Annotated in this window: 23 protein-coding genes and 1 pseudogene; 13 read left to right on the forward strand and 11 right to left on the reverse strand. The window is 57.9% G+C overall.

Annotated elements, in window-relative coordinates:
- Positions 1–69 precede the first annotated feature (69 nt).
- Positions 70–4,143, forward strand: coding sequence for a helix-turn-helix domain-containing protein (locus tag L9B60_RS17680; RefSeq protein ID WP_249672041.1), 4,074 nt, complete (start codon positions 70–72; stop codon positions 4,141–4,143).
- A gap of 308 nt (positions 4,144–4,451) precedes the next feature.
- On the opposite strand, the pseudogene L9B60_RS17685 reads toward L9B60_RS17680, so the two are convergent.
- Positions 4,452–4,798: pseudogene (locus L9B60_RS17685) on the reverse strand (addiction module antidote protein).
- Between the two features lie 223 nt (positions 4,799–5,021).
- Between L9B60_RS17685 and L9B60_RS17690 the strand changes: the two are divergent.
- Positions 5,022–5,243 (forward strand): hypothetical protein, encoded by a 222-nt coding sequence (locus tag L9B60_RS17690; RefSeq protein ID WP_249672042.1) that lies wholly within the window; start codon positions 5,022–5,024, stop codon positions 5,241–5,243.
- Positions 5,244–5,711: 468 nt separating this feature from the next.
- Here the strand turns inward: L9B60_RS17690 and L9B60_RS17695 are convergent, their stop codons facing one another.
- Positions 5,712–5,942, reverse strand: coding sequence for a helix-turn-helix domain-containing protein (locus L9B60_RS17695; protein WP_249672043.1), 231 nt, complete (start codon positions 5,940–5,942; stop codon positions 5,712–5,714).
- A 160-nt stretch (positions 5,943–6,102) separates the two neighbouring features.
- On the opposite strand from L9B60_RS17695, the gene L9B60_RS17700 reads away from it, so the two are divergent.
- The 4 genes from L9B60_RS17700 (at position 6,103) to yiaY (ending at position 8,931) form a co-directional block, all read left to right on the forward strand.
- Complete coding sequence (locus L9B60_RS17700; RefSeq protein WP_249672044.1) at positions 6,103–6,450, forward strand: hypothetical protein; 348 nt, start codon at positions 6,103–6,105, stop codon at positions 6,448–6,450.
- A gap of 510 nt (positions 6,451–6,960) precedes the next feature.
- Positions 6,961–7,149, forward strand: coding sequence for a hypothetical protein (locus L9B60_RS17705; RefSeq protein WP_249672045.1), 189 nt, complete (start codon positions 6,961–6,963; stop codon positions 7,147–7,149).
- A gap of 4 nt (positions 7,150–7,153) precedes the next feature.
- A complete protein-coding gene (locus L9B60_RS17710) occupies positions 7,154–7,645 on the forward strand; it encodes a hypothetical protein (RefSeq protein WP_249672046.1) in 492 nt (163 codons plus the stop codon).
- 137 nt (positions 7,646–7,782) lie between these two features.
- On the forward strand, positions 7,783–8,931 hold the full coding sequence (gene yiaY / locus L9B60_RS17715) for an L-threonine dehydrogenase (RefSeq protein ID WP_249672047.1): 1,149 nt from the start codon (positions 7,783–7,785) through the stop codon (positions 8,929–8,931).
- A 60-nt stretch (positions 8,932–8,991) separates the two neighbouring features.
- Here the strand turns inward: yiaY and L9B60_RS17720 are convergent, their stop codons facing one another.
- Both L9B60_RS17720 and L9B60_RS17725 read right to left on the reverse strand, forming a co-directional pair.
- Positions 8,992–9,306 carry a helix-turn-helix domain-containing protein gene (locus L9B60_RS17720; protein WP_249672048.1) on the reverse strand — a complete coding sequence of 105 codons (315 nt, stop codon included), beginning with the start codon at positions 9,304–9,306 and terminating at the stop codon, positions 8,992–8,994.
- 468 nt (positions 9,307–9,774) lie between these two features.
- Entirely contained in the window at positions 9,775–10,032 is a 258-nt protein-coding gene (locus L9B60_RS17725; protein ID WP_249672049.1) for a hypothetical protein, read from the reverse strand.
- Between the two features lie 155 nt (positions 10,033–10,187).
- On the opposite strand from L9B60_RS17725, the gene L9B60_RS17730 reads away from it, so the two are divergent.
- The 5 genes from L9B60_RS17730 to L9B60_RS17750 all read left to right on the forward strand — a co-directional run bounded on the left by L9B60_RS17730 (position 10,188) and on the right by L9B60_RS17750 (position 13,876).
- Positions 10,188–10,553: a 5-carboxymethyl-2-hydroxymuconate Delta-isomerase gene (locus tag L9B60_RS17730; RefSeq protein ID WP_249672050.1), complete on the forward strand. Its 366-nt coding sequence runs from the start codon at positions 10,188–10,190 to the stop codon at positions 10,551–10,553.
- 150 nt (positions 10,554–10,703) lie between these two features.
- Positions 10,704–11,399, forward strand: a complete 696-nt coding sequence (locus tag L9B60_RS17735) for a class I SAM-dependent methyltransferase (RefSeq protein ID WP_249672051.1) — start codon at positions 10,704–10,706, stop codon at positions 11,397–11,399.
- A 101-nt stretch (positions 11,400–11,500) separates the two neighbouring features.
- Positions 11,501–12,634 (forward strand): ribonuclease D, encoded by a 1,134-nt coding sequence (gene rnd, locus L9B60_RS17740; protein ID WP_249672052.1) that lies wholly within the window; start codon positions 11,501–11,503, stop codon positions 12,632–12,634.
- Positions 12,631–12,924 carry a YcgL domain-containing protein gene (locus L9B60_RS17745; RefSeq protein WP_249672053.1) on the forward strand — a complete coding sequence of 98 codons (294 nt, stop codon included), beginning with the start codon at positions 12,631–12,633 and terminating at the stop codon, positions 12,922–12,924. Before rnd ends, L9B60_RS17745 begins: the two co-directional genes overlap by 4 nt.
- Before the next feature lie 19 nt (positions 12,925–12,943).
- Complete coding sequence (locus L9B60_RS17750) at positions 12,944–13,876, forward strand: D-2-hydroxyacid dehydrogenase (protein WP_249672054.1); 933 nt, start codon at positions 12,944–12,946, stop codon at positions 13,874–13,876.
- Positions 13,877–13,913: 37 nt separating this feature from the next.
- Here the strand turns inward: L9B60_RS17750 and L9B60_RS17755 are convergent, their stop codons facing one another.
- The gene (locus tag L9B60_RS17755) at positions 13,914–14,507 is read right to left on the reverse strand and encodes a nitroreductase family protein (protein WP_249672055.1); all 594 of its coding nucleotides are present in this window, start codon (positions 14,505–14,507) and stop codon (positions 13,914–13,916) included.
- Positions 14,508–14,688: 181 nt separating this feature from the next.
- On the opposite strand from L9B60_RS17755, the gene L9B60_RS17760 reads away from it, so the two are divergent.
- Positions 14,689–15,138, forward strand: coding sequence for a YcgN family cysteine cluster protein (locus L9B60_RS17760; RefSeq protein ID WP_249672056.1), 450 nt, complete (start codon positions 14,689–14,691; stop codon positions 15,136–15,138).
- 35 nt (positions 15,139–15,173) lie between these two features.
- Here the strand turns inward: L9B60_RS17760 and L9B60_RS17765 are convergent, their stop codons facing one another.
- The 4 genes from L9B60_RS17765 to L9B60_RS17780 form a co-directional block, all read right to left on the reverse strand.
- Complete coding sequence (locus tag L9B60_RS17765) at positions 15,174–15,548, reverse strand: YgaP family membrane protein (RefSeq protein WP_249672057.1); 375 nt, start codon at positions 15,546–15,548, stop codon at positions 15,174–15,176.
- Positions 15,549–15,611: 63 nt separating this feature from the next.
- Positions 15,612–16,082, reverse strand: a complete 471-nt coding sequence (locus tag L9B60_RS17770; protein ID WP_249672058.1) for an RNA methyltransferase — start codon at positions 16,080–16,082, stop codon at positions 15,612–15,614.
- Positions 16,083–16,088: 6 nt separating this feature from the next.
- Positions 16,089–16,454: a YajD family HNH nuclease gene (locus L9B60_RS17775; protein WP_249672059.1), complete on the reverse strand. Its 366-nt coding sequence runs from the start codon at positions 16,452–16,454 to the stop codon at positions 16,089–16,091.
- Positions 16,455–16,711: 257 nt separating this feature from the next.
- Entirely contained in the window at positions 16,712–17,401 is a 690-nt protein-coding gene (locus tag L9B60_RS17780; RefSeq protein ID WP_249672060.1) for a spermidine synthase, read from the reverse strand.
- Between the two features lie 95 nt (positions 17,402–17,496).
- Here L9B60_RS17780 and L9B60_RS17785 point away from each other — a divergent pair, with 95 nt between their 5' ends.
- The gene (locus tag L9B60_RS17785) at positions 17,497–17,781 is read left to right on the forward strand and encodes a hypothetical protein (protein WP_249672061.1); all 285 of its coding nucleotides are present in this window, start codon (positions 17,497–17,499) and stop codon (positions 17,779–17,781) included.
- Here the strand turns inward: L9B60_RS17785 and L9B60_RS17790 are convergent.
- Together L9B60_RS17790 and L9B60_RS17795 are read right to left on the reverse strand one after the other, a co-directional pair.
- Entirely contained in the window at positions 17,778–18,251 is a 474-nt protein-coding gene (locus L9B60_RS17790; RefSeq protein ID WP_249672062.1) for a cyclic nucleotide-binding domain-containing protein, read from the reverse strand. The two genes, L9B60_RS17785 and L9B60_RS17790, sit on opposite strands and share 4 nt — an antisense overlap.
- 107 nt (positions 18,252–18,358) lie before the next feature.
- The gene (locus L9B60_RS17795) at positions 18,359–20,404 is read right to left on the reverse strand and encodes a S9 family peptidase (protein WP_249672063.1); all 2,046 of its coding nucleotides are present in this window, start codon (positions 20,402–20,404) and stop codon (positions 18,359–18,361) included.
- Positions 20,405–20,438: the final 34 nt, after the last annotated feature.

Raw genomic sequence — 20,438 nt, forward strand, 5'->3', positions numbered from 1 at the left:
GATCTGCCACCTCTGGCGCGTCATCGATAACGTATTGATTGAGCTTGATATTATGGTACACTTTTTTGTGTGTCCATCAAATGGTACAAAAAAATGAATACGTCTTCGAAATCGGTTCCCTATGCAGAATTCGGCGAATTATTAACTAGATATCGAATAGCGGCGGGTTTCCCTAAGCAGAAGGATCTGGCTACGGCCCTCGGAAAGACCCAGCAGTCGGTGAGTCGCTGGGAGAAAGGGGCTGCCCGCCCAAAATCCGTTGACATTCCCTCGCTGGAGCGGCTTGTTGGAGCTAAAGAAAACGAGCTTCTGGAGGCTGCGGGATATATGGCTGCTTCTGCGGATCTTCGCATCGAAACGGCCACGTCATACGACCGTCCCCTCCCGCTCTCAGCTTTGCATCCGGATACATTTGAAAGTTTCTGCGCGGCCTTTTTGGGTCGGCTGTACCGATCCGGTGGTGGAAAAGTTCATCGTTATGGGGGGACAGGCCATAAGCAGCACGGTATCGATATCGTCGCTACTGGCCCATTCGGGACGTATACATTTCAATGCAAACGCGTTAATGAGTTTGGCGCCCAAAAGGTCCATACGGCCGTTGCTGAGCAAACTTACATCGCGGATCTTAAGGTGCTGTTGCTCTCCAGCGTCGCGAGCACAAAGGCGCGTGATGCAATGGTTGTGCATATTGACTGGGAGTTGTGGGATCGAGAGGACATTACCCGAAAATTCCATGATCTCGCTATGTCCGATCGCCTGGATCTCGTCGACCGTTACTTCAGCGGTCAGCGATTAGAACTATTAGGTGTTGATGAGTCGGGACCTATTCAGACCGTAGAGGACTTCTTCAAACCCTTCCTAATTTCCGATCGCTTCTTCAACCACTCTTGGGCACTTGTTGGTCGCGACGCAGAGGTGTCGCAGGTGGTGGACTATGTGAAGGATGAGTCGGTGCTCCTAACCTGTCTAGTCGGGGCGCCAGGTTTTGGAAAGAGCCGGGTTCTTCGTGAAGTCACTCAGCAGATAGCTGATAACACTACCCTATTAGTTCGATTTGTATCGCCAACTGAAGACGTTAAAGCTCATTTTTTGGACAACCTTCGCGACAGTCTCGGCGGCGTGACGCTGCTTGTGATAGATGATGCTCACGAGCGCGAAGACCTTGGTGTACTCCTAAGATACGCAGCCGTACCGGACAACAGAACGCGGTTGCTTCTTTCGCTTCGTCCCTACGGAAAAGAAAGATTGCGCCTTCAAGCCGCTGAGATAAGTCTCTCCGGGCCTTTGGTTCAATATGTTGATATGCACCAGCAGACGCGAGAGGAAGCGCAAGCACTAGCTGAATCAGTTCTTACCGAATGCAACGGTCCTCTTGCGGCCGCTGTCGAAATCGCTCGTGCAACGTTTTCAACGCCCTTGGTTACAGTTTTGGCGGCGCAGTTGGTCGCCCGTGACAATGTGCCAATGACGTTGTTAGGCAATTCAGAAGAGTTTCAAACCTATGTGCTTTCCAGTCTTCAAGACGTTATTGCGGTCACTTTAGTTTCGGGGCTGGATGTTTCGAAGCTTAGGGGGGTCCTACGGGTCATTGCGCTACTTCAGCCTATAATTCCGGACGATCCCTGTCTGCTTAATATTTTGTCAAAAGTCGAAGGGGTTGAACAGCCGGACGCCAGTAGGCTAATACGTTTGTTAGGAGAAGCGGGGGTTCTATTCAAGCGCGGTGTGCGCTCGAGGCTTGCTCCTGACTTACTGGCAGATGAAATTATCCGTTCGAACTATCTTGATGTAGACCGCAAGGCTAACGAGCTAGTTACGGCAGTATTTGATCTTGCGGGCGCTGACCAGCTTAAAAATTTATTTGTTAATCTTGGTCGGTTGGACTGGCGCCTACGCGCAGGAAAGACAGATGACAGTGTGTTATTGACGAGTTTGAGCCCGAAGCTACGTTGGGAAGAGAAATATACCAACCCACATGTCGAAGCAGTTGAAGCGGTTTCCTATTACCAACCCCGGTTTGCGCTCGACTTCGCCAAACGCCTCATCATGGAAAAACATGGGGAGAATTCGGCTGTATGCAACATGGTGCGTAATGCCGCATATACTTACGACCACCTCCAAGAGGCGTGTTCACTCCTTTGGGCAGCAGGGCGTAGCGACGTCCGAGCGCTGAATCAGCAACCGAGTCACGGCATTCGCATTCTCAAGGACCTGGCTAAGTTTGAGTTGAATAAACCTGTCGGGTACGTGCTCGAAGTTGTTCGTTTTGCTTTTGAGCTCCTAGAAAGACCAATATCGCTCAGTTCGGTTCACACTCCCTTCACCATTCTTGAGGGAGCGCTGGGTACGGAGATTGAGTCGACAAGTTATTCTCGCTCGACCTTAACGATCACTCGACATCACCTTTCCCTGAAGGCAGTAAAAGTCGTTAGAGATGGTATAACCGAAGCATTGCTCAAGTTTTTGCGGGAAGTTCCACCTCGAAGAGCATTTCTTGCTGCGCAGACAATAGCTCAAGCCTTGCGGGGGCCAATGCGCGGTGATTCCACCGATAAAGAATGGCAGCGAGAGCATCAGGACCTCTTGCGGAAGCTTCGAGTTATGCTTCAAGAGGTGTATTTACCGCCTGTAGTGTTGCTTCGGCTCGCAGATTCCATATCCTGGCATGCATTTCACGGAAAGAGTGAGGGGGCTGGCGAAGCGGGTGCCATCATTGATTTATTAAGCCGAGATTTGAGGACGCGGCTTATACGAGCGCTCATAGACGGCTGGGGTACGAAGACATGGAGGCTTAGTCCGTCACTTAACCGGGAGGAGCATGAGACCGACCGTATAATTCTGACGGCTGATTTGATGACTGCGTTTCCGGTTCTGGGAGATTTGCTTGATGAGTTGAATGACTGTATGCAGGATATTGAAAACGTGGCCTCTAATGGCTATGGCTCTCCTTTCCTACTTATAAATCATCTGCTCAGTTCAGTCCCGAATCTTGCCGCCGAATTGCTCCGCAGAAATAGCGAGTGTCAGGTCGGTCATCTTGCCCCGTTTGTAGGTAAGGCTTTAAGTGTCGCTGTGGAAACGGGACACTCGGAATTGGTAATGGACTATGTAGGTCGCTCGGAGGGGTCTACAGAAGTGATGGCTCAACTCGCTGAGGCATACGCGAGATTCGAGCCTTCACGGTCCTACACCCAGCATGAAATTGCTCTGTTTAGGCGTATCTTTGAAAGTAATGATCCGAGCGTAATGTTTGTCGCGTCTAGTCTAGCGCGCCAAATCGCTGATAAAAATCCTGCTTTGGCAGTTGAGTTAATTTGTTCGGCAGATTTTGAAGTGAGTACTAGGGCAACTCACGATATGTTCATGTTGATCGCCGGCGGAACGCAAATTCCGAAGGTTGATATCGACAGTCGACGACACGAGCTTTTAAATAAGCTTTTAGTAATGAAGGAGCTTGATGATTACTGGGTTAGGTCCTTCCTCGCATCGTCAATGAAAGAAGATCCTTCAGCTGTAGTTGCCTTGGTCAAGGAACGTCTTATCGAGGCAACGCGTCGAAAAGATTGGTCCTATGAGCCGTTGAGCAAAGAGCGCAATGAAAACAGCCTTAGACTTATGGGTGTTGAGGCTGGACCCCGTTTGATAAGAGGGTTGCTTGACTGGGCTCTCAATGAGTCAGCAGAGTCTCGGGGGGCTCGGTGTATTGGTGACGTAATTGCCGGTCTATGCGGCGACTATGACGAAGTGCTTCTTGAATTACTAATCGCGTGGATGTCCTCGGGTACTCTGGCACATGCTAACGTTGTAGCCAGGGTGCTGCGGGAGAGTCAACCGGCCTTTATCTACGATCATCCAAAGTTTATCCGCGACATCCTCAACGCGGCAGAGTTAATGGGGGAAGAAGCGTTAATGTATATACGCTCATCAATCGAGGCGTCAGTATATTCTGGCATTCGAGGTGGAGCATACGGTGAACCGTTCCCTGAGGATGTCCGACAAGAACAACACTGTGTGAAGATGCTTGAGTCGCTCAGCCGCGTAGAGCCTTCATTTGATCTATATGCCGCATTGCTCCGAACCGCGCGCGATGGAATAGAGCGTCAACGTAAGTCGAGTGAAGCTCTAGAGGATGAGGATGCTTAACCCGAGACAAGAAGGCGTTCAAGTTTTAGGGCAAGATTAGGGCATACTCGGGGCCGCCATAGGCCGTTATGAGCCTTAGACTAAATCCGAAAACGCCTATTTCAGTCGCCTAGAGCGGTCCATTCGCCCATGAGAAGGGGTTCAAATCCATATCTCTCCGCCATTATTGTGTAAGAAAAAGCCCCTGAAATTTTCAAAGATTTCAGGGGCTTTTTCGTTTCCAGGTTTTGATCTTGGGCGTTTTGGCCTAAATCTGTCCTGTCGGGCTCGGCAGATTGGCTGAAACACCAGTGCGTGCAGCCAAGTAGTCAATGCACTTCTATGGGCTTCACGGTCAGTTCTACACCGAGTGCCAGCATCAGCCTTTGAATGGTGTCAAACCGCGTTTTATCACCCCCTTGAGGGTCTTATACAGCGATTCCCGATTGACACCTGCCTCCTCGGCCAGTTTGTTCACGCCACGGGCCTTTGCCACCTCCCCCAACGCTTGCATCAGCAGGTGGGGATTCCTCTCCTTCATGACCTCGGCCAGGAATGCGCTGATGGTTTCGGGCGAATCCAGGTAACGGGAGGCCTCAAAACGGCTGGTGTTTTCAGTGGTAGCGTTTTTCAGTTCGACAATGGGCATGTCCAGTGGGTTGAATGTCTTGCTCATGGCGCACCTTTATTAGCCATACGTCGAGTGCCGTTGGGTTATCGATGATGAATTTCAGGGTGATCATTGTAGCCTGCTGGCTACCGGATGTTGGAAAGCAGCAGGCCTTGGTAAGCAGGAATGGAGCTGGATCCTGTCAGCAAATTCACCCAGTCTTCATCCTACGTAAGGCGCCCCCGTTGATAATCGATCCCGAACGATCAACGACCCGCAGGGGGCATTCATGATCCGCACCGTCAACCTTTCTGTCACCTTCCCTAATTTTGGCACCAACTACTTCGCCCAGCACGTCGAAGCCCGGCGCTCGGTTGCCTTGATCGAAGACAAAAGCTTCGATGCCTACCTGATGCCCCAGGCGATCCACCATTTCAGCAACGGGGTGGTGGGGTTCAATGACCAGTGCAGGTTCTTGAGCAATATTCTGGGGGCGCATCTATCGGCTTGAACTGCGCGAAACTCCAGCAGCAGCGATAGGCTGCGGTCGGCTAATCTCGGGGTTTGGTTCCGACCTTGCCGGTGTAGGGGTTCACGTTGCCTTTAGTTGTGTAGTTATTATTTCTTGTGGCGTCAGGGTTCGTGGCGTGAGAGGGCTGAACGTAGGTCCCATTGCTCCGCGTATACCCGCTGATGGAGTGATCTGCGCGACCACTATAGCCGCTGTAGGAGTAAGAGCTATGCGCCCCGAAGCTGCTACCTCGGGCGAATGCGTTGCCCGACAAAACGACTGCGGATGCCAAGGCGATCCATGTGAAGGCTTTTATCATTTCTGCTCCTTGTTGTTATTGATTACAAATGATGGCCTAAAGGTATCACGCAGATTTGAGCGTAGGTTATAGACGTGTGTGGTACAGACAATATTTGGCCAGGCCGTTCAGTCCTGAGCCTCGTGCTAAAAAGGGTAAAAGCACCACGATCACAGCTGAATCTGCTCGATCAGGGTATTGGGAGCTCTTCCCAAGGCCTCGCACAACTCCAGAAACTCAATCACATCCAACCTGCGCTCCGCATTCTCGACCTTCGAGACGTACGATTGCGGCCGCATCAGCTTTGCCGAGAGCTCGCTTTGCGTAAGGCCTGCTTCCTTCCTGGCATCGGTCAAAAGCTTCAAAAGTGACTGGTAACGAGCCTTGTGGATGGTCTTCATGAGGACTGCCGATTAGAGGTCGACAGTCTGAATAAACCTAATTTAGGATTATCCCAAAATGGGTTTTTGATTTATAGTGGGCCTGCGTTGATCAAAACGCGAGCGCTTTCCCGCTTTTGGGCAGCGCCCATATCAATCAGTTACTGAAAAGGATTTTCGGATGATGGACAAAAATAGACCTTCCCGGTTTCTGAGGCAGCAGACGGTCGTACAGCTCTTCCGCACATCTCCAAAATCGTTTGATAGAAAGCCGGCGTCTTCCGGCTTCTCATTTGCCGACCTTTCTTCAAGGGAGGAGGCCATTCGGGCCCTGCAAAGCCATTTACTGAATGAGTGGAGCGGCCTCAGTTCAGCGGGGCGTGACGCTTTGGATTTTGCTCCGCAAAGCCAATTTTCCGAAGAAGAGGACGGGCTGACGCATCTCGCCTACCTGCTAATCGACTGCGCTAACCGCACGCTGGAGGAGGCGGTAGCGGTTCGACGTCGGCGGTTGATGGATTCAATGTGAAGGCGAAGGTGTTTTTCATGAACGACGATGCGCTGATAAGCGCAGCAGCCTCCACAGCGCGTTGCGTGGCGAGGGCTCGTGAGGAATACCACATGGGTCCCGCAACCTTTGCCAGCGACTTGACCCGGCAAGATGCCGCGATTTTGAATGTCCAGCGCGCCTTGGACTTCGATTTTGGCAATGGCTTAGCACCTTGCTCGGCTAGAGCGATTGGGCGAGTTGCAGGGCGCCACTGAGTGTTTTGAGTGATTGGAGCGGGCAGGCTAGAGAGACGGTGCTTTGTTCCCGAGGCTGAAAATTCTGAACGCCTCTTGCCATGAGGTTGTTTAGGGTGGTCAGCAGGTGCGGGTAGCATCTGTCGCCACCGTTGTCATGGTTCACCTGCTGGGGGGCAGGGCAGGAAACCTGCTGTAAACCTTTCCCTCCGTTTGTCAGGGGCCAGGCGCGGTGCGCTGGATTACAATAATCCTCGATCAGTACGCCCCTGAGGGCAACATGGAGAAAGCGCACATGGAGAAAAAATCCTTGATCAGTCGAGAAGTTATCGAGCGAGCAGCCAAACGTATGCGTGACGGTCATTCTTCTGGCCGTAATGCACTGCCCCGGGAGCTGCAGATAGTGATTTCATGGAAAGAGCTTTCTGCGGAAAGGGTCCGGGAGTGTTTTAAAAAAGCTTTGTTGAAAGAGCGAGGCATCTGACTTCATGGAAGAAGGGACTGCTGAATCGAAGGGATACAATTTTATTTTCCAAAAGCTCGTGCAGTACGACGAAGACGTACTCGGCATCATTGCTTACTCGGTTTATAAGAAGCAGAAAATTGAGTACCTCACCTCAATTCGACAGAAGCAGGGTAGAGAGCCATTGGCGTCAGAACTCGAGTCGTTTCATAGCCTGAGCAATAGCCCTACTCAAATCGAAACGTATCAAGCCCGAGCCCTATCACTCATCAGGACCTTTACCGACGACGCCATTGTTGAGGAAGCAAAGGAGGTTTCTGATTACTACGCCGAGAAGTCCAGGCAAGAGGTTGCAAAGCTCAAGCCTCGCTTTTGGCTGGGCGTTGGTCAGAGCGTGGTGGGTTCTGCCGCGTTTGTGCTGTTGTTGGGCGTATTGGTCATTTTTACCTGGAGCCTGAACCAAGGGCCTCGCCAGATCATCGAGCATATCTTTGATGTTCAAATCACTGTCCGGTAGCCCCTCTACTACCAAAGAACCGCCCCCCAGTACCCAAAGCATCATTTAGCTCCCCCCGCGTTGCTCCTACGATTGACCCCACTTGATGAGTGCAACCTCGGCCCATCGGGGCCAATCACAATAAAAGAGGATCAACCATGAGCAGCACGTTCTTCATTCCCTCCGTGAACATGATGGGCATTGGCAGTCTCGACGAAGCCATGGACGCCATCCGCAAGTACGGTTTTCGCAATGCAATGATCGTCACCGACGCGGGCCTGGCCAAGGCTGGGGTGGCGGACAAGGTGGTGAAACTGCTGGCCGCCCAGGACATCAATGCCACGGTGTTCGACGGGGCCAAGCCTAACCCTACCGTCAGCAACGTCGAGAAGGGCTTGGAGCAGCTGAAGCTCAGCCGCGCTGATTTCATTATTTCCCTGGGCGGTGGTTCGCCCCATGACTGTGCCAAGGGTATTGCCCTGTGTGCCGCCAACGGTGGGCATATCAGCGAATACGAAGGCGTGGACCAGTCCGCCAAGCCGCAAATGCCGCTGATCGCGATCAACACCACCGCCGGTACCGCCAGCGAGATGACCCGGTTCTGCATCATCACCGACGAAACCCGCCACGTGAAAATGGCGATCGTGGACCGTAACGTGACGCCGCTGCTGTCGGTCAACGACCCGTCGCTGATGGCGGCGATGCCCAAAGGCCTGACCGCCGCCACCGGCATGGACGCGTTGACCCATGCCATCGAAGCCTATGTGTCCACCGCGGCCACGCCCATCACCGACGCCTGTGCGCTGAAGGCGGTGGAGCTGATCTCTGCCAACCTGCGCACCGCCGTGGCCAATGGCGGCGACATGCCGGCGCGGGAAAACATGGCCTATGCGCAGTTCCTGGCGGGCATGGCGTTCAATAACGCCTCCCTCGGTTATGTGCATGCCATGGCGCATCAGTTGGGCGGCTTCTATGACCTGCCCCACGGCGTGTGCAACGCGGTGTTGCTGCCCCATGTGGAAAGCTTCAACGCCAGCACCTGCCCGGCGCGCCTCAAAGATGTGGCCACGGCCATGGGCGTGTATACCCAAGGCTTGGATGACGCACAGGGCGCGGCAGCGGCGATTGCGGCGATCCGCAAGCTGTCGTCGGATATCGGTATTCCGGGCGGTCTGGCCGAACTGGGTGCAAAGGCCGACGACATTCCGACGCTGGCAGCGAATGCGATGAAGGATGCGTGCGGCTTTACCAACCCGCGGCCGGCAAATCAGGGGGAGATCGAGGAGATTTTCCGTACGGCGATGTGATCAGATTTGACTAGATGGAATGGGCACGTAGAGCGTGCCCTTTTTTTTGCGTAAAGGGGGTCAGACAGTGCCGAGCCGCTCGACCATGTCGGGATACTGCTCAACCAGTTTAATCAGCAAGGCAGCTTGGGCATTTGGCTTTGATTTTTCTTGTTCCCAATTACGCAGCGTACTGGTGCTCGTTCGGATTCGGCGGGCGAAAACACTTTGTGACATATGAAGTTTATCTCGCAGTGCTACGATTTCCTGGGCTGAAATTTCAGGTGCTGGCTTGTCCTCGATGGTGTGCTGGCGCAGTGTGATTTTGCCCTCACGCTGAGCGGCCATTTCGGCGACGCCTTGCATCATCTCGGAGAAAAGGTCGCGCTTTTTCATTAAATGCCTCGACGATTCAATTCTTGGGTTATGGCTTGTTTCAAAATCTGCTGCTGGGCGGGGCTGAGCGTCACTAGCTCATCCTTACTGTAAAGGGTGAACATCCAAAACAGCCCTTCACCCAAAATGCGGTAGTAAATCACTCCCGCTTTCATGGCACAAAGTGTGCGCAAGTTGCTTATGGTTTGCCAAGAATGCTTAGGTTGTCGAGCGTTGTCTGTCAGGCATTTCCGTTTTGTCAGTGCGACGCGTTTTTTCAGCGAGCGCGCTAACCCGCGGCCGGCGAATCAGGGGGAGATCGAAGAGATTTTCCGTACGGCGATGTGAGGCGACTGGTCGGCGATCTTGTCGTTAGGATCACCATTGGTGCTTAGCGCTTCTCGCAAGCAAGCGTTGCTCCCACGATAGCAACAGGGTCTTTAAAGCCATTGAAAAGCCCGCGATCCATCGATCGCGGGCTTTTGCGTTTCAGGACTGCGCCGCCGCCCCGCGTGTGTTCGGGTGGTCTATTTGCTGGACGATTTTGTCCTTGGCCAGCAGGCGCCGTTCCTTGAGTTTTTTCAGTGGGTCATCGTTCATGGCGGCCGCCTCGGCCTTTAGCACTTCGCGGTCTATGGTGTAATAGGCCTCTAACAGGACGCTGAGCCTGTCATCCTTTTTACTGAGTTGGTCGAGTGCTTGCTGGGTAAGATTCAAGTCTGCGAGCAGGTCATGTTTTACCGGCATCTGGTCACCTTCTCCGTGTTGTCAATTGGGGCCATGAGACTGTGAGAGTAGTCCCGATTCAGTTTTTGGACCCCCCAAGACCGTCGGATTGTTCCCTCGGATGTGTATGATTGTTTTACTGCAAGCCCATACCCTGACATAGGACCGTTACCGCCATGCCGCATCTGCACTTGGAATACTCGGAAAACCTGCCAGCCCTGGAAGTCGACACCCTACTGCTGCGCCTTAACCATGCGCTGGTGGCCACCGGGCAGTTCGCCAACGAGTCAGACATTAAAAGCCGTGCGGTCAAGGCCCAGGCTTTTAGGGTTGGCACGGCGCCGGGTAATCGGGGCTTCGCGCACATCAAGCTGGCCTTGCTGAGCGGGCGCTCGCCAGAGGTCAAGAAGCTGGTGTCCGAAAGCCTGTTGACCGTGCTGACCGAGGCGGCGCCGTGGCCGGCAGGTTTGAACATTCAGTTGTGCGTTGAGATCCTTGATATTGACCGTGAGTCTTACGCCAAGGCGCGCATCGACGGTTGAGCCCACCGGTATCCGGCCTGCAACGGGCCGGGTGCCGAGTAAGTAAATGAAGGCCGAATAACATTTTTTTTACATTCGGTTGACCTGCCTTTAACTCCTTCACAATTACTATTCCCGGGCACCCATTCCACCGCGAGTATTTTGCAGCTCATGTCCACGCCTCCGTCTTCGCCGGATGAAGTCAAACTGCCCGAGCGCCACCCTGGGCAGCAGGCACAGCGGTATCTGCAAAAAAGCCGTTCGGGCCTGGCCCGCAAGCTGTCGCACTGGCGTGAAGAGCAGTTGGCGCGTTATTCGCTGAACTCGGCCGGGGAGCCGGGCCTGGTGCTGGATTTGCCCTGCCGGGCCGGGCGCTTCTGGCCGGTGCTGGCCGAGCATGGCAACCGGGTGATTCTGGCGGCGGACGACAGCCCGGAGGTCATCCAGGTAGCCGAAACCCTCTGCGCGCCTGAGGTGCTCAAGCGCATTACCACGTTCCAGGCCTCGGTTTTCTCCATCAGCCTGAACAGCAGCGCGGTGGACTGCATATTTTGCATGCGCCTGTTTCACCACGTCGAAAGCTACGAGCAGCGGCGCAACATCCTGCGTGAGTTCCACCGCGTCAGCCGTGACACCGTGATCATTTCACTTTGGGTGGACGGTAATTTCAAATCCTGGCGGCGAAAACGCTTGGAACAGCGTCGATTGGCGGCGGGGCAGGCGGTGCGGCGGCATAACCGCTTCGTGGTCGGCAAGGAGCAGATAGAGCGTGAGTTCCACGACGCCGGCTTCGAGATCGTCACCTATCATGACTTGATACCCGGCTACGCCATGTGGCGCACCTACGTACTGCGCAAACCCAACTGACCCGGCCGCACTGGTCAATTTGCCAAGGCTCTTGTCGAGTGAATGCCCAGTAAATGTCGGGGTCGATATATACTGCGCGCCATTCTTCAGGGGAGAGCCTTGTGCCCATCGAAATTCACTGGATTCGCGACGACGAAAGCCTCGCCCGGCAATGTGCCGAGTGGCAGTCCTTGCCCTACGTCGCCATCGATACCGAATTCATGCGGGTCGACACCTTTTACCCAATCGCAGGCCTGGTGCAGGTAGGTGACGGCACGCGCGCGTGGCTGATCGACCCACTGACCATCAAGCAGTGGCAACCACTGGCAGAGCTTCTGGAAAACCCCACGCTGATCAAGGTGGTGCACGCCTGCAGCGAAGACCTGGAAGTGTTGCTGCGCCTGACCGGCAGCCTGCCGGCGCCGTTGTTCGACACCCAGTTGGCGGCAGCGTACCTCAACCTCGGCTTTTCCATGGGCTACTCGCGCCTGGTGCAAGCGGTGTTGAACATCGAGCTGCCCAAAGGTGAAACCCGTTCCGACTGGTTGCAGCGGCCGTTGTCCGAGACCCAAATCAGCTACGCGGCCGAAGACGCCGTGCACCTGGCCGAGGTGTTCGAGAAACTGCGCCCGCAACTGTCCGACGAAAAATTCGCCTGGGTGCTGGAAGACGGCGCCGAGCTGGTGGCCCAACTGCGTCGCGAGGTCGACCCCTACGAGTTGTATCGCGACGCCAAACTGGCCTGGAAGCTGAGCCGCGCCCAACTGGCGGTGCTACGCGAGCTGTGCGCCTGGCGCGAGCACGAAGCCCGTGCCCGTGACCTGCCGCGCAACCGCATCGTGCGCGAGCACGCCCTGTGGCCCCTGGCCAAGACCCAGCCGGATAACCTGCAAGCCCTGGCCAAGATCGAGGACATGCACCCGCGCACCGTGCGCCAGGACGGCGACTTTTTGCTCAAGTTGATCAAGCAAGCCGGCAGCGTGGGCCCAGACCAGTGGCCGCCAGCCGTGCCCGAGCCCCTGCCGATCGAAGCGGCGGCGGTGCTCAAGCAACTGCGGGCCATCGGCCAGGCCGAAGGCGAGCGCCTGGGGATTGCCCCGGAAGTGATGCTGCGCAAGAAAACCCTCGAGGCCCTGCTCAAAAGCGGTTACCCCGATGGCCCCTATCAATTGCCCGAGTCGCTGCGCGGCTGGCGCCGTGAGCGCATGGGCCAGGCCCTGCTCGACTGCCTGGCCAGCGCTGGAGAACAGCCATGAAACACATTTGCTCCATCTACCGCAGCTCGAAAAAGAACGAGATGTACCTCTACGTGCTCAAGAGCGATGCGCTGGAGCGCGTGCCCGAAGGGCTGCTGACGGTGTTTGGCAAGCCACAGCACGCATTCGACCTGGTACTGACCCCGGAGCGCACCCTGGCCCGCGAGGACATCACGTTAGTGCTGGAGCACCTGAATACCCAGGGCTACCACCTGCAAATGCCGCCGGCCGAAGACGAGTACATCGAGCACTTGCCCGAAGAGCTGCTGCGCCGCAACGACCCGATGTGATTTTGGAATAATGACTGACATGCGCGTTTTGATCGCTGAACAGGATCACGCCCTCTACGCACACTTGCTGCGCGAGGCCGCCCCCGACCTAGACGTCCTGACCAGCGGTGATTCAGCCCAGCTGTCGGCCTTGGCCGCAGACTGCCCGGTATGGCTCGGCCAGCCCGACCTGCTGGCCACCTTGCTGCGTCAGGGCCATCAGCCTCAGTGGCTGCAGTCGACCTGGGCGGGGATTACCCCGCTGCTGGCCGACGGGCTGCGCCGCGACTACCGTTTGACCCGTGCCGTGGGCGTATTCGGCCAGGTGATGGCCGAATACGCGCTGACCTACATGCTGGGCCACGAGCGCGAAGTGTTGGCGCGGCTGGTCAGCCAGGTCGAGCGCAAGTGGGACAGCCGCCCGGGCCGCAGCCTGGAAGGGCGCCGGGTGCTGATCGTCGGCACCGGTGACATCGGCCAGAGCGTCGCCGACTTTCTGCTGCCGTTCGGCGTGAAGCTGTATGGCATCGCCAGCACCCCGCGCGAGCAAGCACCGTTCATCGAAGTGGCCGGGCTTGACGCATTGGGCCGCTTGGTGGGTGAGGTGGACTACGTGATCAACCTGCTGCCCGATACCCCGGCCACCCACGACCTGTACGATGCGCCGATGTTCGCGCGCTTCAATCCCGATGCGTTGTTCATCAACGCCGGGCGTGGCGTGGCGGTGGTCGATGCAGACCTGGTAGACGCGCTCAAGCTGGGGCACTTGGCGGGTGCGGTGATCGATGTGTGCCGTCAGGAGCCATTGCCACAGCGCCATCCGTTCTGGACGGCCTGGGGCTTGCTGCTGACCGGGCACAGCTCGGCGCCGACGTCGCCGCAGGCGATGGTGAGGTTGTTTGCCGAGAACCTGAAGGCCTACACCTCGAAAAGCCCGCTGCGCGGCGAAGTCGACTTCAACCGCGGGTATTGAAGCGGTAGGAGCGGATAAATCCGCTCCTACACAAGCCTTACAGGCTGAAGTCGCCTTCGGCCGCCAGTTCTTCCAGCGGTTTGCGCGGGCTTGGCGTTTCGCGGGCCTGCAGGTAGTCGGCCAGGGTCGCCTTGTCACCCAGCTTGCCAATGGCCACGGCCGCATGCAGGGCGTAACCTTCTGGAATGTTCAGCTCCTTGCGGGTCAGCTCCTGGTCGAAACCGGCCATGCCGTGGGTGTGCCAGCCGCTCAGGCTGGCTTGCAGCGCCAGGTGGCCCCAGGCAGAACCGGTGTCGAAGGTGTGCCACAGCGCCGGGGTTTCTTCAGTGGCGCCTGGTGCGGTAAAGGTGGTTTTGGAGATAACGATCACCAACGCTGCCGCGTGCTGTGCCCAGCTGCGGTTGAATTCGTTCAGCAGGCCCAGGTAGCGTTCCCAGTTCGGCGTGTCGCGGCGAGCGTATAAAAAGCGCCACGGTTGCGAGTTGTACGCCGACGGTGCCCAGCGCGCGGCTTCGAAGAAGCTCAGCAGGGTTTCTTGGGGAATGCTCTCGCCGCTGAAAGCGCGTGGCGACCAGCGGTTGATGAATTGCGGGTGAATACCGCGCTCGGCAATGCGGGAATTGGCACTCATGCAAGCTTCCTGATGCGTTGAGGGAAAGGTGGAAACTACTGCGCCGCCGCGCTGCTGACAAGTAAAGCCGCACCAATAGTCGCCCGGGCTTTTCCTCAAGGCCCCGCAGCACTAGACTGGCGGCCTTTTCAGCGTATAGACCTCAAGCTGAAACGTCATACCGAAACAGGACATCCGCACCATGGCCGCAAACGTCGATCCCTTCTGGAAGCGCAAGACCCTCGAGCAGCTCGATAGCGTCGAGTGGGAATCGTTGTGCGACGGTTGTGGCCTATGCTGTTTGCAAAAACTGGAAGACGAAGAAGACAACAGCGTCTATTACACCAGCATCGCTTGCAAATTGCTGGACCTGAAGACCTGCCAGTGCAGCAACTACCCCGAACGCAAGGCCCAGGTGCCGGACTGCATCCAGCTGACGCCAGGGCAAGCCGACGAGTTCAAGTGGCTACCGCCCACCTGCGGTTACCGCCTGGTCAGCGAGGGCAAGGACTTGCCGCTGTGGCACCACTTGGTGAGCGGCGACCGCGAGCAAGTGCACAAGCAGCACATTTCGCGGTCAGGGCGCATGGTCAGCGAACGGGATGTGGATGAAGATGCCTGGGAGGACTACCTGATCTTCCGCGCCGGTTGAGGGCGAAGAGGGGCCGCCCTCGGCACAACGTCGCCTCAGGCCTTGGGCGATTTCAATGAATCATTCCCGGTGACCGTGGCCGACTTCGTCGCCGCCTCGGCACTGGCCTTAAGGGCGCTCAACTCATCGCCTGCGCGTTCGATCTTGGACCGGATGCCATCCATCTCGCGGCGGCTTTTTTCAAGTAAGGCCTTGGCCGAGCTGTGCCCGGTGATGCCACGGGCCAGGGCCACGCCGCCAATGGCGATTTGCACCAGGCCGAACAAGCCGCCACGGCGCAGGCCCTTGCCCACCATGACCACGCCGGTGGCCAGGGAGCCGGCGCGTTCCCAGCCATGTACGTTCTGCTCAACCGAATGGGTTTGGCGCGGGATGGTGTCGAAGACTTCCAGGTGCTGGTTGTTGCTCATGATCTTCTCCAGTGGGCAGTGATAGTCAGCAGACTGCCAAAGTGGCCGGCGCGTTCCATCGGCTTACTTGAATTTGGGCCCCGAGCGGGTGTTCAAGCCCTTGGCCATGCGGTCGTATAGCACCACGTTCACCGTGGCCGCCAGGTTCATGCAGCCGGTGGTGGGGATGTAGATGGTGTCTTCGCACCAGTCGCGCACGCTTTGGTCGAGGCTGCCGTCTTCTGGGCCGAAGATATAGATGGCACGGTCCGGGTGGGTGTACTCGGGCAACGGCCGGGCGCCATCCACCAGCTCGACGGCCACCGGCGTGCACCCCAGCGGGATGATCTTTTGCAGGTCGTCGATGCCGATCAGCGGGATGTCGTAGTGGATGCGCTTGGTGTCGGTGACAAAATCCCGTGCGCGCTCATAGCGCTTGCCGGTGTAGAACACCGAGTTCACGCCGTAGCAGCCGGCGGCTCGCATGACCGAGCCGACGTTTTCCGGGGATTTGGGGTTGAACAGGCCAATGCAGCTGTAACGCTTGTTTGCCACGCAGGATCAGTCCTTTTTCAACATGCCGGCCAAAGCCGCGAAGGGGTTGTGGGTGGCCTTGGCGATGGTCGGGCTGGCCGTGGAGCCTTCGGCGTAATACTGCTGGTCGGTGTAGCGCGAGTGCTCGTTGTCGTGGCAGTACAGGCACAGCAGCTCCCAGTTGGAGCCGTCCTGGGGGTTGTTGTCGTGGTTGTGGTCGCGGTGGTGCACGGTGAGCTCGCTCAGGCGCTTGCCGGCAAACTCACGGGCACAGCGGCCGCACACATGCGGGTACATCTTCAGGGCCTTGTCGCGGTACCCCATCTCGCGGTCGCGTTGGGCGTCGGCAAGGATGCGGTCGAGTTTGGCGGTATGGGGCGTGGACGAACTCACGGTTCACCTCAAGGAATAGTCACGGTAAGGCTTCATTCTAACACCGCCCTGCATGAGCAGCGGCCCCCCGTAGGATTCATCCGCGAAGCAGCCGCCTGACACACTGCAGTGTCCTTTTCGCGGATAAATCCACTCCTGCAGAAGGAATGCGATCGTTTGTAGGAGCGGATTTATCCGCGAAACATCCACCCAGATCACCCAGGCAAACCGCGGCGCCGCCTTCGCGGATGAATCCGCTCCTACAGGGGGCAGTGTTTTTACTGGGCTTTGAGTTTTTCACAGATCCAGATGGTGTGCCGCGTGCCCTTGTTGCCGTGGGCGAACACCTGCACTTCCTCGGCCTTGAAACCGGCCCTGCGCAGCTTGTCGGAAAACTGCCGGTCGGCGCTGGCCGACCACACGGCCAACACGCCCTTGGGGCGCAAGGCGCGGGCGCAGGCGCTCAGGCCTTGTGAGGAATACAACCAGCTGTTGGCTTTTTGGGTCAGGCCTTCAGGGCCGTTGTCGACGTCCAGCATGATCGCGTCAAAGCCTGCGGGCTCTGCCTGCAGCACCTTGGCCACGTCTTCCATGCGCACGGTGGTGCGCGGGTCGTCCAGGGGGCGGCCGGCTTTTTCACCCAGGGGGCCGCGGTTCCATTCCACCACGCCGGGCACCAGTTCGGCGACCACCACTTCGGCGGTCTTGCCCAGGTTCTTCAGCGCTGCGGCCAGGGTGAACCCCATGCCCAGGCCACCGATCAGCACGCGTGAGCCTGGCCGGCCGGCCACCTTGCGGCAGGGTATTTCTGCCAGGGCGTCTTCGGAACCGTGCATGCGGGTATTCATCAACTGGCCGCCGTCACCGCCCTGGATCTTGATGACAAAATCCTCGCCGTACTCGAACAGGCACAGGGCGCCACCGTTGTCGGGGATGGGCGTGGTGTCGAGCAGTACGAAACGTTTCATGGGGTTCTCATAGGGGAGGGCGTCACGAGGAAGGCAACTTTGTCCGGTTGGGAGTAGATTGAATAGACAAGGTTGGTCTGGCAGCGGAGCCATTGATGAAGTCAGTTATTGTATCGGTGATTGCAGCGCTTGGGCTCTCGATTACGGCCGCGATGGCCGCCGAGGTGCAAAGCAACACGCCGGGCGCCTCGAGCGGTCTGCCCGGCACGCCCACCCCCACGCCTTACCCGCAGGTCACCACCAGCACCGTGCCAACGGCTGGCGGCATCGATAACAACTCACCCCTGTTGCCGCCGATCAAGGTGCCGGCACCACCGCGTGACGACGACCTGCCGGGGCTGCAAAAAGATGCGCAAAAGGTCAAGCCACCGGGTGGCTAGACCTGTTGGGTGAGCAGTTGGCCGTCGGCCATGCGCAGGCGCTTGGACATCGACACCGCCAGGGCGCGGATGATCCGGGCGGCGACTTTCGGCGCTTCGTTGAGCATCTTGTCCAAGGAATCCTTGCCCAGGTTCAGCAACGTGCAGTCGCTGGCAGCCACGCAACTGGCCGAGCGCCGCTCGCCGTCGAGCACCGCCATCTCACCGAACGCCCGGCCCTTGCGCAAGGTGGCGATGTCGATCTGGCGGTTGTCGTTGCCAGTCTTCTGCACCGTCACCGAGCCGTAGTGGATGATGCACATGAAGGTGCCGGCATCGCCCTCGCTGAAAATCGCTTCGCCCTTGGACGGCGTGCTGATGGCGAAATAACCGGCAGCCGCGGCGAAATCGCCGGGTTGCAGTTGGTTGAACAGGCCGCAGTCCATGAGCATGTCGCGGATTTCGGTGTTCAGGTGAGAGGTGTCTGGCATGGCGTTTTACTGTCTTTTTATTGGCTGAATACGGTTGGGGGCCTTTGCCCTCACCCCGGCCCTCTGCCGGAGGGCAGAGGGCCGGCCGTGGCGTTCTTGCGATGTTTTTACACCAACCCCAACACCTTGAACACGAACCCATACTCCAACGCCACGTCCCGCAGCCCCTGGTACCGCCCGCTCATGCCACCGTGGCCTGCGCCCAGTTCGGTCTTGAGCAGCAACAGGTTGCCATCGGTCTTGGTATCGCGCAGCTTGGCCACCCATTTGGCGGCTTCCCAATACTGCACGCGGCTGTCGTTGTAGCCGGCCACCACCAGCAGCGCTGGGTAGGCCTGGGCCGACACGTTTTCGTAAGGTGCGTAGGCCTTGATGCGATCATAAACGTCTGGCTCCCCGGGGTTGCCCCACTCGTCGTATTCCGTGACGGTGAGGGGCAGTTCCGGGTCGAGCATGGTGTTAAGTACATCGACGAACGGTACTTCGGCAATCGCCGCCTTGAACAGTTCCGGACGTTGGTTCAACACCGCGCCAATCAGCAGGCCGCCGGCGCTGCCGCCACTGATTGCCAATTGTTCGGCAGTGGTCAGCCCTTGCGCGATCAAATGTTCGGCGCAGGCAATAAAGTCGTTGAAGGTGTTGCCCTTGTGCTCCTGTTTGCCGGCGCGGTACCAGGCTTCGCCCAGTTCACCGCCGCCGCGTACATGGGCGATGGCGAAAGCCACGCCGCGTTCCAGCAGGCTCAGGCGGGCGTGGGAAAACCACGGGTCCAGGCTTTCACCGTAGGCACCATAGCCGTACAGGTAAAGTGGCGTTGGCTGGCCTGCGCGGTCGCGTCGCACCACCAGGCTGATCGGCACTTGGGTGCCGTCGCCCGCTGTGGCCCACAGGCGCTGGCTGACGTAGTCATCGGCATTGAACGGGCCCAGCACCGGGGTTTCCTTCAATACCTTCTGCGCGCCATCGGCCAGTTCCAATTGGCGGACCTGGGCCGGGCGGTTCAGGGCTTCGTAGCGCAGGCGGATGCGCGGGCTGGCAAATTCCAGGCTGTCCTGGATGTGCAGGCTGTAGGCCGCATCCGGCAGTTGCACGCGGTAGCTGGCCAGGCCCTGGGGGTGCACTTGGATGATCGGCAGGCCACCTTCGCGCAGGCTCAGGCTGAAGGCCTGGGCGTTCAGGGTCACGCCTTCGAGCATCACCGTGTCGCTGTGGCCGATCAGCGGCTGCCACGTGTCGCGGGTCGGCACCTGGCCGTGGTCCGGGGTTTGCCACAGGGCGAAGTTGATGCCGGCCTGGTTGCTGCGGATAAACCAGGTCCACACGCCGTTCAACTGGCCGTGGTCGGGGTAGTACTCGTGGTCTTCCAGCCGTGGCGCCAGGCAGGCGAAATCACCCTGGGGGTGCTCGGCGTCCAGCACCCAGGCCTCACTGGTGGTCTTGCTGTTGAGCAGCAGCACCAATTGGCGCTCGGAGCTTGAGCGGTAGCAGTGCAGGAAGAAGCGCCCGTCGGTTTCTTCGAACACCAGGCTGGCTTCGCTGCTGCCCAGGCGGTGGCGGTACAGCTTGTGTGGGCGGTGGGTATCGTCCAGTTCGCCGAAAAACAGCGTCTGGCTGTCGTTGGCCCAGGTCATGCTGCCGTCGCAGTCGTCGAATGGCAGCTCGGTGATCACGCCGCTGGCCAACTCTTTGACGTACAGGCGGTAGATCTCTTCGCCGTTGGTGTCCAGGCTGTAGGCCAGGCGCTGGTGGTCGGGGCTGATGTTGAAGGCGCCCAACGACAGGAAGCCGCCGGCGGCCAGTGCGTTGGGGTCCAGCAGCAGTTCTTCCTGGCTTTCGTCGACCGTCGGAGAATCGTCGGCCGGGCGCGGGCAGCGGTAATGGCGGGCGTATTCATCGCCGGCGGTGGTGCGGGTGTAGTACAGGTAGGGGCCCCACGGCGAGGCCAGGGACAGGTCGGTCTCGCGGATGCGCCCCTTGATCTCTTGGAACAGCTGTTCGCGCAGCGCCTCCTGGTCGGCCAGTTGCGCCTCCTGGTATGCGTTTTCGGCCTTCAGGTAATCCAGGACCTCAGGCGTGTCGCGCGCCTGCAGCCAGGCGTAAGGGTCGCTGCCTGCGGCCTTGCGGGCAATCGGTGCGTTGGCTGATAAAGGCATGCTGGGCTCACTTGTGAAGATGAAATTCTGCGGC

Source organism: Pseudomonas abieticivorans (assembly GCF_023509015.1).
Taxonomy (GTDB): domain Bacteria; phylum Pseudomonadota; class Gammaproteobacteria; order Pseudomonadales; family Pseudomonadaceae; genus Aquipseudomonas; species Aquipseudomonas abieticivorans.